This window comes from Rhodococcus sp. O3 (genome assembly GCF_048897285.1).
In the GTDB taxonomy this organism is placed as follows: Bacteria; Actinomycetota; Actinomycetes; order Mycobacteriales; family Mycobacteriaceae; genus Rhodococcus.
Genome location: NZ_JBMBTE010000146.1, coordinates 1 through 11,186 on the forward strand (window position 1 = coordinate 1; position 11,186 = coordinate 11,186).

Consider the following 11,186-nt stretch of genomic DNA (forward strand, 5'->3'; position numbering starts at 1 on the left):
CGAGCCGCCGAGTTCCTCGACGCGCTGCTCGGCGCCGGGTGTGGCCAGCTCCACTTCACCGTGGGCATCGAAGACCACCACGGCGGGCCCGTCCAGCGGTTCCGCCCACTCCGCCCTGGCCTCGGCGGTGGTGGCGATCAGTCCGGCCCGGACGCCGCGCGCCAGCAGCCCGGACACGCTCTGCACGAAGTCGGCTTCGGCCGGGCTGAAACCGCTGGATTCGTGGGCCCGGTAGACGGCCATCCCACCCCAGGTCCTGCGGCCGGCCTTCATCGCGGCACGCAGCTCGTGCCCGAATCCGAAATGGGGTTCGATGAGGTCGCGAAACCGGGAGCTGCGGTACGGGTCGCCCGCGGTCTCGTCGTGCAGGATGCTCACGCCCACGTCGCGGCGGGCGAGATCCGTGAACAGACTCACCCGGTCCTCCACGTATTCGTGGTGCGCGAAGAGCTCCTCGCACGGATCCTCGATCCCGACCTTGATCGAGCTGGTGACCAGGGTGGTCGACGGATCGATGGTGGCCAGGCACACCCCTTCGAACGGCACCGCCCTTTCCAGGATGTCGAGCGCTTCCATCCCGAACGCGTCCCACGGAAGTCCGGCGCGGGACAGGGATTCGATGCCGGCGCGGGCCGCCTCGGCGCGGAACGTTCTCACCTCGAAAAGTGTGCAGGACCTACCCGATCTTGGTACACCCCAGAATTCTGGGGGTCGCGATTCCCCGCACGTCGGGGATTCTTCCGCCGGCCGGACGCGGACACGCTTCTCCGCATGACGACAACATCGACGACCGTCCCGCAGATCCCGTTCCCCGACCTCGCCGGCCGCATCGACGGCGCGCTGATCCTGCCCACCGACGACGAGTTCCCGCACGCCGCGCAGGCCTGGAACCTGGCGGTTCCGCAGCGTCCGTGCGCGGTGCTGCACGCCCGGACCGCGGCCGACGTGGTGCACGCCGTGCGCTTCGCGATCGAGCACCGGCTGCCGGTGACCGCGCAGCCCGGCGGGCACGGCGCCACGACCGCGCTCGACGGGGCGCTGCTGATCCGCACCTCCGCCCTGGACGACATCTGGATCGACGCCGACGCCCGGGTCGCCCGGGTCGGGGCGGCCGTCAAGTGGGGGCAGTTGCAGTCCGCGCTCGACGGCACCGGCCTCACCGGGATGCTCGGTTCGAGTCCCGACGTCACGGTCGTGGGGTTCTGCCTCAGCGGTGGCCTGTCCTGGTTCGGTCGCGCCCACGGCACCGGGGCCGCGTCGCTCCGGGCGGTGGAACTGGTCGACGCGACCGGAACACACCGCTGGGTGGACGATTCCACCGACGCATCGCTGATGTGGGCGTTGCGCGGCGGCGGAGGAGAGTTCGGAATCGTCACGGCCGTGGAGATCGCGCTGGTGCCGGCACCGGAAATGGCCGGTGGGCGCCTGCTGTTCCCGGTCGAGGACGCCCCGCGCGTCTGGCGGGCGTTCGCTGAGGTCACGACGGTGGCGCCGCGGGAGCTGACGCTGTTCGCGTCGGTGCTGCACTTCCCGCCGATCCCGGAGCTGCCCGAGGAGATCCGCGGGAGGTCGTTCTGCGCGGTGGACGCGGTGCTGCTGGGGGGCGCCGCGACCCTGGAGGCGCTGCTGCGCCCGATCGCCGGGGTCGGGACGGTGCTGCGCAGCACGATCGGTCCACTGCGGCCGAGCACGATCGGCGATGTGTGCGAGGAACCGGTCGATCCGTCGCCCGCGCTGACCGGATCCGGGTCGCTGGTCTCGCTGGACGACGAGGTGCTCACCGCGCTGCTCGACCGGGTGTCCGACCCCGCGTGCGGGCTGGTGCAGGCCCAGGTCCGGCATCTCGGTGGCTCCTTCCGGGACGATCCCGCGCGACCGGCGGCGTGCGGACGGGTCGATGCCGAGTACATGGCGATGATGCTGGCGATGGCGCCGGTCCCGGAGGCGATCGAGCCGGCGCAGGCGGCGATCGACGCGGCCCTCGACATCCTGGAGCCGTGGCACGCCGGCCCGCTGACCCTGTCGATGCTCGGTCACCACGACGGCGCCGAGGTCGCGTTCACGCCCGACACGCTGCGCCGCCTGCGCGACGTCAAGGAATCTACGGATCCGCGGTGCGTCGTGCGCGGAAATTTCCCGGTACACGGCTCTCCCACAACTCGGTAAGGGAATGCTAACCTGCCTTCCACGGTCGGGTGACCGCGAGCACGTCCGTGGAAGGCAGGATGGGGAACGCGAATGGGCAAGGTCAAAGTGCACAAGATCGCGAGTCTCACCCCGAAGAAGAAGTGCTGCCGCAAGAAGACCCGCTGCCTCAAGTGCCCGGTCGTGATCATGCGGATGAAGAAGCTCGAGAACGAGGACCTCAGCAAGAAGGAACTCAAGAAGCGGCTCGAAAAAGCGCGCGCCGCCTGAGCGTGGCGCGGGTTCCGCGATGCGGGTTCTACGGCCTCCGCAGCAGGTGCTCCTGCAGGTCCGGCAGCCACTCCCGGTCGTTCGGCACCAGCGGGACCGTCGCCAGCTCCGCCGCATCGACCCACCGCAGCGCGGAGTGTTCGAGCGGGGCGGGAACACCGTCGATCAGTTCGACGCGGTAGGCGCACAGCATCCGGCCGTCCGTCAGGGGTACCGCCGCTCCGATGCGTTCGCCCCCGGACACGTCGACGCCGAGCTCTTCCCGCAGTTCGCGGCGCAGCGCGTCCTCGACGGTCTCGCCGGGTTCGACCTTGCCGCCGGGAAGCTCCCACAGTCCCGCGAGTTCGGCGGGTGCGGTGCGCTGCGCGAGCAGCAGCCGCCCGTTGCGGAACAGCGCGGCCGCCACCACTTCACCCGGGCCGTCGGTCATCTGCTGCTCCTGTCGTTGCGGTCCTGTGCTGCGTCGTCCCAGAATGAGTCATGGCCGAGCTTCTCTCCGACACCGAGATCGACGCCGCCCTCGCCGAACTTCCGGGCTGGTCCAGGGAGGGGAATTCTCTGGTGAGGACCATCGAATCTGCAACCTTTCCGGACGCGATCGCCCTGGTCACCCGCGTGGCCGAGGCCGCCGAGGAGATGAATCACCATCCCGACATGGATATCCGGTGGCGCAAGGTGACGTACACGCTCTCGACCCACTCCGCGGGCGGGATCACGGCGTCGGATCCGGCTCTCGCCCACCGGATCGACTCCCTGGCCGGGCAATGACCGGATCCGTGGGCGGCTGCGTCCGTCCCGCGTGGACGATCCACACGTAGACCGCGAGCGCGCCGATCACGTTCGCGGCGCCGAGCCACGACAGGACCGCGGGCCGCGAGATGTCCCAGATGGAGTCCTGGGCCCAGCCGAGCAGCCACGGCACGCCGACGAGGGTCGTGACCGCCCAGCACGCCGCGATCACGCGGGTTCCGCGGCGCCCGGCGAGCGGGCCGTACACGAGCCACACGAGCATCGGCACGACCCACACCCAGTGGTGGGCCCACGAGATCGGCGAGACGAGCAGCCCGAACAGCTCGACGACGACGAGCGTGCCCAGGCGGTCGTCGGGGCCCAGGGCCCGCCAGGCGGCGTAGGCGAGGGCCGCCGAGACCGCGACCGCGATCAGCCACAGCGCTCCGGTACCGACGTCGTGACCGACGATGCGGCTGAGCGCGCCGCGCAGCGACTGGTTCCACACCGATCCGACCGGACCGACGCGGTCGGCGTCGCCGAAGAACGTCGTGAAGTACTTCCGGCCCTGTTCGCCGAGGACCAGCACGCTCACCGCGACGGTCCCGAAGAACACGACGGCGGAAAACACGGCAGCGGACCAGCGCCGCCGCGCGAGGAGATACAGCCCCGCGATCGCCGGGGTCAGCTTGATGCCGGCCAGGAGCCCGACGAGCCCGCCGGAGATCCACCAGCGGCTGCTGCGGGCGGCGATCATGATGCCCAGCACCAGGAAGACGTTGACCTGCCCGTAGTCGAGGGTCATCCGGACCGGTTCGGTCCACACCCCGATCGCGGTCCACACCAGCGCGACCGCTGTCCACCGGGTGTTGCGGGCGTCGGCGCCGACGAGCAGCTCGAGCGCGATGCGCACGATGCCGAACAGCGCGGCGACGGTGAGCAGCTGCCATACGAGGCCCACGAAACCGAACGGCAGGTAGTGCAGCGGGAAGAACACCAGCGCCGCGAACGGCGGGTAGGTGAACGGCAGCGGGAAGTCGGGGGTGTCCCGCGAGTACGTGAAGTCGTAGAGATCGCCCTGCAGCAGGCTCGCCGCGCCCTCGACGTAGACGTGCAGGTCGACGAGATTCAGACCGTTGGGGGTGAGGAAGGCCCACAGCAGCCGGGCCACGACGGACACGAGCAGCAGCGCCGCGCACCACCACAGACGCTGCGATTCGTGACTGCGCTGGAGGCGGGCGGATCGTGGCACTGGGGTGCAGCCTCCCGTGGTCGTCGGCCCGGGCGCATCCGAGATATCCCGGCGCATCCGAGGGACCCCGGCTCGCCCGAGGACCGGAGATACACAGTATCGGCTCGCGGGTATCGCCCGGAAAACGCTGGTCCCAGGAGTAACAGTTTTATCTCCAACCCCAGCAGCAACACCCGCTAGGGGTTACGGTCTACCGGATACCACCATTCGGAAGACACGGTAGCTACACTCCCGGCAGGTCCTGGCTTCGGCGCAAATCAAGCGCCACGGCTTGTACCGAACGGGGGGCCTACATAGAGTGTCTCCTCGAGCCGTCAGCTCCGCGGCCCTCACGGACCGCCGGGGGCTTCAACGACAAGGATGGGGAACAGTGCTTCGTACTCGAGGAATGCGACGGGCGCTCATCACGTGCGCACTCGCCGCCACTGCGGGACTGATCGTGCCCACGCACGCGGTCGCGCAACCGCTTCCACCGGCCCCGGTCATTCCCGATCTGGCGCAGCTCACGAGTGCCCTGCCCTTCGAGGTGCCTGCGGACCTGTCCATCGAGGCGCTCACCAACCTGCTCGCGAACCAGGTCGCGAACCGCGAGGAGATCGAGGCGCTCGCCTCCCTCGCCCCGGCCATCGTCGGTGCCGCTGCGGGCCCCTCCGATATCGCGGACGACGGCAAGAACGACCTGCTCGCGCAGGCCAAGGAGCTGCTCGAGAACTCCGAGCTGCCCGACTCGATCAAGTCCACCCTGCAGCGTGTCATCACGTTCCTGGACGGCAGCGGCGGCGGCGGGCCCGACATCCCGGACCCGAACAGCGTCGTGATCACCCAGTTCCTGTACCCGACCCTCGGTGAGGGCTGCATCAGCGACACCGCAGACTCGGTCGGCACCGCGCTGGCCGTCGCCGGACCGTCGAAGCTGCCGCCTCCGGGACCGGGCGCCGGCCAGACCGGTTTCGTGTTCACCGCCCTGGGCACCGCTCCGCTCGCCGCGACGCAGGAGAGCCCGCTCACCGTGAGCTGGATCAACGTCTCCAACGGCCGGACCGGCTCCCAGCCGCTCACGGGTGAAGCGAAGATCAACCCGGACGGACCGGCCACGCTCAGCGCGATCGCCGACACCGGCTCGGGCAATGTCGTCGCGGTGATCTCGGGCGGTATCACCACCCAGACGCCGGACGCCGAGCCGCGCTCGTGCTCCTTCCTGCCGACCATCGGCCTGGTGACGGTGCGCTGACGCGCAACACCGTGTCGTTCGAGACCGCCGGGGCACTCGCCCCGGCGGTCTCGTCGTTTCGCGTATCCGTCCGTACGACCGTCGGCACGTGGTAGACCGGGGCATGGCCGAATTCCCGACCCGTGCCGGAAAGCAGTGCAGGAGCGACCGGACCCGGTCGATCCGCTCGATCGCGTCGCACCGCTCGATCCTGTCGATCCGGTCGGAGGGCTCGATCCTCTCGATCGGCTCCGCCTACTCGATCCTGTCGATCGGCAGTGTCGGCTCGATCCTGTCCATCGGATCCGTCGGCTCCGCGGGGTCGGCCCTGTCGTCGCTGTCGTTCGGCAGCCTCGGATCCGCGCTGTCCGGGCTGTCCCGGTGGTCCCTGCTGTCGTGGCGCGGCAACCACGACGCACCCGACGCCGAACAACCCACGCTCGTGGTCACCGCCGCCGAGGACGATCCGGCGCAGCACTGCCAGAGTTGATGCCCGCAGCCTCCAACCGGCCCGGCAGTGCTAACCCGCGCTTCTGGCCCGCGCTTCTAAACCGCGCTGAGGGACCACTGTCCGTAGTCCTCGGTGAGCACGTGGTTGACGTCGATGCCGATACCGTCGATCGACTTCTGCCCCGGAATCTGATGCAGGTTCGCCAGCGGATGCACGTACCCCTTGGGGGTGCCCCAATCGTGCTGCCAGTAGAACGAACCGAGCTGCGCGACGACGGCGAGGTCGATCGTCGGCGAGTTCGCGTAGACCCCGGTGTTCTCGCGGCCGACCACGGACTGCCAGCCCAGCAGATAGGGCGCGATCAGGGTGGCGAATTCGAGCGGCGTCGGATTGTCGTCGATCGACGCGTAGATCGGACGATCGTCGGGACCACCGGCCGCGCGGTGCAGTTCGAGGCCGCGGGTCGCGTGCTCGACGCCGGCGTCGAAGCCCCCTCGCCAATCGGCGGTGTCCGCCTTGCCGAACTGATAGCAGGACACGACCTCGAGGCCGCTCCCGGTCAGGTCCGTCGCCTCGGCCTCGGTCAGGGGCTTGGCGAGCATCCATTCCGCTCCGGGCCGCCGGTCCGAGACGTACCGGATCGCCCCGATGTGCCCGGCCGCGCGGATCGACTGCGGGGACGGGACATCCGCCGAATAGTCGACGATCGTGCCCAGGACCTCCCGGCCCTGCGCGACGCCGGGCGCGGCCACGGCGGACAGCCACACCGCTCCCGAGCCGATCGCCGCGTATCGCAACAGTTCCCGCCGGGAAATACTCATCGCACCTCGCTTCAGCCGGTTCGGTCGAGAAGATCACCGTCCCCGAGGTCCGGGGTGGGCACCATCGGGTATTGCATCACATCCCCACCCGCCACAGGGGTAACACGCGAAACCGGGGTGTCCGGCGAGCGATCGACCGGCGACCTATCGACCGGCGAGATCCGCGAAGTAGGCCGGCACCAGCGCGACGTCCTCGACCGTCCGCACCGTGGTGCGCACGCCGAGCCCGTGTTCCTTGAGCAGGTCGCACAGGCCGTCGCCGTCGATCAGGTCGATCGGCGGTGCGCCGTGCCGGTGCGCCTCCGCGCGGGCGTCGTCGGTGAACGAACCGGTGGTGACGAGCAGACCCTTGTCGCCGCGACCCACCATTGCGGCACGGAACTCGCGGACGACGTCGGCGCCGGCCCGCTCGGGGCCGCGCACGAACCGGAAGAAGACGGAGAAGCTGAGCAGCGAGACCCGCAGCACACCGGTGCCCTCGACGGCGGCGTCCGCGTCGTCGGGTTCGCTGTCCGGCACGGAACCGGGCGCGGGGATCGTCAGGGTCGTGAATCCGGCGGCGCGCAGCACCGAGGTGACCATCCGGGCGAAGCCGTCGGCAGGCAGTTCGGCGATCGCGGCCAGCACCGGTTCGCGCCAGAGTTCGGGATCCTCGGGTGCCGCCACGAGCGGAACGACCTGAGCGCCCGACGACGCGTTGCGGACCAGCCGCTTGCGGCGCTTCTCCGCGGTGTACGCCACCTGCATGGGCTTGATCTCGGATTCGCGCACCGCCCGTCCCCGGTCGGTCACGCTCCAGACACCGCGGCGGGTGTTCGAAAGCAGGCCCATGCCCTTGAGATAGGTGCGTGCCCACGCCACCCGGTATTCGATCTCGGTGCCGGGACCGTCGCCGTGGAGCACGGTGCGCACCGCGTCGGGCAGGCCGGCACGGTCGATCACTTCGCGGTCGATGTCCTCGATGACGCCGGACCCGCCGAGGGCGATGACCGCCTGCAGAGTGGGCCACAACAGGTCCGTGTACGGCGGCAGGGCGACCTCGTCACCGGCCGAATTTTCGGCAGAGGTTCCGACCACGTTCCGGCGCTGCACACCTTCCCCAATCGCGTGCGGGTTGTCTCCGCACCGCTCTCGATCCTGCACGTCGGAATTACCCTAGCGGATCGCCGGAGCGCAGCGGCGCACGCACACACTCCCTCCGCGTGGGACGACCCGCCGCGAGCGGGCATCGGCGTGCGATAGTGAGCCGGACCACGCCGGGCCACCGGCGCAGTGGACGGCACCCGCACGGGGTATAGCGAGGGCGTGGGACGGGTGGAGTCACAACACGGGGGTGAGGCACACGGCATGGGGTGGAGTCACAGTGAACTCGAGGATGCGTTCGCGCTGTATCAGCAGGCGTCCGCGGATGCGCGGCGGACCGGCGACTGGGGTCTGTTCGCGGACCGTTTCACCGAGGACGCCCGCTACTACGAGCACGCGTACGGCCGTTTCGAGGGCCGCGCTGCGATCCGCGAGTGGGTGATCCGCACGATGGGTGCGTTCCCCGGCAACCGGATGACCGCGTTTCCCGCGAACTGGTCGGTGATCGACGCCGACCGCGGGTGGGTGATCGCCGAGATCGACAACCCGATGGAGGACCCGGGCGACGGCTCGCACCATGCGGCCGCGAACATCACGATCCTGCACTACGGCGGCGACGGGTTGTGGTGCTACGAGGAGGACGCCTACAACCCGATGAACTTCCTGCGTATGGCTCAGGGCTGGTGCCGCGCCGCGCACGCGGCGGGCACCCTGCCCGAGGACGCCCGCATCTGGTCGGACCGATACGGGCGCTGAGCCCAGGGCGTGTCTCCCGATCCTCCTCAACGGGGATTGGGAGATACGCCCTTAGTTCCGCACGTCCGCGATGAGCTCGTGCTGCTCGATCGCGCTCGGGGCCTGCATGCCGGGCGCATTCGGGTCGGAATGGGAGGCGCGGAACGAGTCCGACTTCAGCCAGGCGAGGAAGTCCTCGCGGGTGTCGAACTCCATCGTCGAGACGTAGGGGGCGTCGTCGCCGACGGGACGCTGCAGCGTCGTCCGGTGCAGACCCGGGACGCCGGCGAGCGTGGTGTTCATGCTCTCGACGAAGACCTTCTCGAACGCTTCGGCGGTCTCGGCCGGGACCGGGATGCGGTTGGTGACGATGAACATTGATGCTCCTTATTCCGTTCGGGCAGACCTTCCGAGGCCGCCGCGGCACATCATATCGACATCGTGTCGATAAATGTCGAGCCGGTTCGCCCTCGCCCACGCTTCCCGGCGACTACGATCACGTCCGTGGCCCGTCCGGCACCGATCGACATGGCTCACCACCCGCATCTGAGCGGACTGTTCGCTCCCCAACGCGAGGAGGTCGACGTCCGCGGCCTCGAGATCGTCGGCGAACTCCCCGACGATCTGCACGGCAGTTATCTGCGCAACGGGCCCAATCCACGCTTCGACCCGATCGGCAGCTACGTCTACCCCATCGACGGCGACGGCATGGTGCACCGCGTCGAATTGACCGACGGCACAGCGCGATACACGAACCGGTTCGTCCGGACACCCAATGTGCTCGCCGAGGAGAAGGCCGGCCGCGCCTTGTGGTCGGGACTGACCGATCCCTACTTTCCGCCCGTCGAGGAGGTCGGTCCCGACCTGGCGAACACGATCCGGGAACTCCCGGACATCAACGTGATCCGGCACGGCGGCCGGTTGCTCGCGCTGGCGGAGGCCGCTTCCCCCTACGCGCTGGGCTCCGACCTCGAGACGCTCGGGCGCGAAACCTTCGACGGCGCCCTCCCGGTCGGGCTCACCGCGCACCCCAAGGTCGATCCGCGTACCGGCGAGATGGTGTCGTTCTGCTACGTGCTGGACGCGCCGTACCTGACCTGGTCGGTGATCGCCGCCGACGGCACGGTGACCCGCGGCCCGACACCCGTCGACGGTGCCGATCGGCCGTTGATGATCCACGACATGGCTCTCACCGAGCGGTACGTCGTCCTGATCCTGGCGCCGTTCGTGTTCGAGCTGGGCCGGATCTTCACGGGAGGGTCGCCGCTGGATTGGCAGCCCGAACTGGGTGTGCGGATCGCGCTGATTCCTCGCGACGGCAGCGCAATTCAGTGGCACACGACCGACGCGTTCTGGGTGTGGCACACCGCCAACGCCTTCGACCTACCCGACGGCTCGGTTGCCGTCGACTACGTCGAATGGCAGTACCCGGGTGGGCTCGTCGACTCCGAAGATCCCAACCCGAGCGCCCTGCGCCGCGCGGTGATCGGACGCAACGGGATCACCCGGACGACGCTGCACGAACGCAACATCGAATTCCCCCGCGTGGACGACCGCCGGCTCACCGAGACTCATCGAGTCGTCGCCACGGTCGGTGAATCCGGCGAGACAGAGCTGCCGGCGGGTGATGCGGACGCACTGTTCTGGTTCGACGTCGCCGCGGGCACCGAGACCGTGTGGCTCGGCGGATCGCTGGCGCCGGGCGAACCGGCCTACCTGCCGAGCAGCAACGGCGGACCCGGATACTGGGGCACCATCGCCACCGATCGCAACGACCTGACCAGCTGGTTCCTCATCTTCCCCGCCGAGGATCCCGCGTCGGGTCCGCTCACGCGGGTGCGGCTGCCGATCCGGGTGCCCGCGGGTCTGCACGGGGCATGGATTCCGGCTTCCTGAGCTCCCCTACGGTGGGCGTGTGGGATTCACACGCGCAGAACTCGAGTCGTTTCGCGACGCCGTCGTCCCCGATCTGATCGGGCCCGGATGCCGGTTGCTGTTCGTCGGGATCAATCCGGGTCTGTGGACGGCGGCGACCGGCGCGCACTTCGCGCGCCCCGGAAACCGTTTCTATCCCGCGCTGCTGCGCGCCGGGATCATCACGCGCCCGATCGATCCCGGCGCGGGTATGAGCCCGGACGACCGGCAGCATCTCCTCGACCGCGGTGTCGGGATCACCAACCTGGTCCCGCGCGCGACCGCACGCGCCGACGAACTGACCACCGCAGAACTGCGCGCGGGTGCCGAACGGCTCGCCGCCGTGGTCGCCGAATTCACGCCACGGGTGGTCGCGGTCGCCGGAATCACCGCCTACCGCACCGCTTTCGGACGACGTAAGGCGGTGGCAGGCCGGCAGGACGAGACGATCGGCGGTGTCCCGCTGTGGGTGGTGCCGAACCCGAGCGGACTCAACGCCCACGACACGGTCGACTCGCTCGCCACCGCCTACGCCGAGCCGGCGCTCCGCGCCGGTGTGCCTTTGTGGCGGCCAGG

13 protein-coding genes and 1 pseudogene are annotated in these 11,186 nt (G+C 69.6%); 8 read left to right on the forward strand and 6 right to left on the reverse strand.

From position 1 onward, the window contains the following. Positions 1–657, reverse strand: a pseudogene (locus tag ACN675_RS25125) (hypothetical protein); the annotation flags it as partial. A gap of 114 nt (positions 658–771) precedes the next feature. Here ACN675_RS25125 and ACN675_RS25130 point away from each other — a divergent pair. Then, a complete protein-coding gene (locus ACN675_RS25130) occupies positions 772–2,166 on the forward strand; it encodes an FAD-binding oxidoreductase (RefSeq protein WP_420753418.1) in 1,395 nt (464 codons plus the stop codon). Between the two features lie 72 nt (positions 2,167–2,238). Next, a complete protein-coding gene (locus ACN675_RS25135; RefSeq protein ID WP_420753419.1) occupies positions 2,239–2,415 on the forward strand; it encodes a hypothetical protein in 177 nt (58 codons plus the stop codon). A 28-nt stretch (positions 2,416–2,443) separates the two neighbouring features. On the opposite strand, the gene ACN675_RS25140 is transcribed toward ACN675_RS25135, so the two are convergent. Further along, positions 2,444–2,845: a (deoxy)nucleoside triphosphate pyrophosphohydrolase gene (locus tag ACN675_RS25140; RefSeq protein WP_420753420.1), complete on the reverse strand. Its 402-nt coding sequence runs from the start codon at positions 2,843–2,845 to the stop codon at positions 2,444–2,446. A 50-nt stretch (positions 2,846–2,895) separates the two neighbouring features. Here ACN675_RS25140 and ACN675_RS25145 point away from each other — a divergent pair, with 50 nt between their 5' ends. Beyond that, positions 2,896–3,183: a 4a-hydroxytetrahydrobiopterin dehydratase gene (locus tag ACN675_RS25145; RefSeq protein ID WP_420753421.1), complete on the forward strand. Its 288-nt coding sequence runs from the start codon at positions 2,896–2,898 to the stop codon at positions 3,181–3,183. On the opposite strand, the gene ACN675_RS25150 is transcribed toward ACN675_RS25145, so the two are convergent. After that, positions 3,128–4,453: a mannosyltransferase gene (locus tag ACN675_RS25150; RefSeq protein ID WP_420753422.1), complete on the reverse strand. Its 1,326-nt coding sequence runs from the start codon at positions 4,451–4,453 to the stop codon at positions 3,128–3,130. The two genes, ACN675_RS25145 and ACN675_RS25150, sit on opposite strands and share 56 nt — an antisense overlap. A 331-nt stretch (positions 4,454–4,784) precedes the next feature. Between ACN675_RS25150 and ACN675_RS25155 the strand changes: the two genes are divergently transcribed. After that, positions 4,785–5,627: a hypothetical protein gene (locus ACN675_RS25155; protein ID WP_420753430.1), complete on the forward strand. Its 843-nt coding sequence runs from the start codon at positions 4,785–4,787 to the stop codon at positions 5,625–5,627. Between the two features lie 103 nt (positions 5,628–5,730). Then, on the forward strand, positions 5,731–6,096 hold the full coding sequence (locus ACN675_RS25160; RefSeq protein ID WP_420753423.1) for a hypothetical protein: 366 nt from the start codon (positions 5,731–5,733) through the stop codon (positions 6,094–6,096). Between the two features lie 56 nt (positions 6,097–6,152). Here the strand turns inward: ACN675_RS25160 and ACN675_RS25165 are convergent, their stop codons facing one another. Together ACN675_RS25165 and ACN675_RS25170 are read right to left on the reverse strand one after the other, a co-directional pair. Further along, on the reverse strand, positions 6,153–6,878 hold the full coding sequence (locus ACN675_RS25165) for a DUF1906 domain-containing protein (protein ID WP_420753424.1): 726 nt from the start codon (positions 6,876–6,878) through the stop codon (positions 6,153–6,155). 144 nt (positions 6,879–7,022) lie between these two features. After that, entirely contained in the window at positions 7,023–7,970 is a 948-nt protein-coding gene (locus tag ACN675_RS25170) for a winged helix-turn-helix domain-containing protein (RefSeq protein ID WP_420753425.1), read from the reverse strand. A gap of 255 nt (positions 7,971–8,225) precedes the next feature. On the opposite strand from ACN675_RS25170, the gene ACN675_RS25175 reads away from it, so the two are divergent. After that, the gene (locus ACN675_RS25175; RefSeq protein WP_420753426.1) at positions 8,226–8,717 is read left to right on the forward strand and encodes a nuclear transport factor 2 family protein; all 492 of its coding nucleotides are present in this window, start codon (positions 8,226–8,228) and stop codon (positions 8,715–8,717) included. Positions 8,718–8,768: 51 nt separating this feature from the next. Here ACN675_RS25175 and ACN675_RS25180 read toward each other — a convergent pair whose 3' ends face one another. Further along, a complete protein-coding gene (locus ACN675_RS25180) occupies positions 8,769–9,074 on the reverse strand; it encodes an antibiotic biosynthesis monooxygenase family protein (protein WP_420753427.1) in 306 nt (101 codons plus the stop codon). A 126-nt stretch (positions 9,075–9,200) separates the two neighbouring features. Between ACN675_RS25180 and ACN675_RS25185 the strand changes: the two genes are divergently transcribed. Next, positions 9,201–10,592 carry a carotenoid oxygenase family protein gene (locus ACN675_RS25185; protein WP_420753428.1) on the forward strand — a complete coding sequence of 464 codons (1,392 nt, stop codon included), beginning with the start codon at positions 9,201–9,203 and terminating at the stop codon, positions 10,590–10,592. Positions 10,593–10,611: 19 nt separating this feature from the next. Beyond that, positions 10,612–11,186 (forward strand): G/U mismatch-specific DNA glycosylase (gene mug / locus ACN675_RS25190; RefSeq protein ID WP_420753429.1); only part of this gene is annotated, 575 nt, incomplete at its 3' end.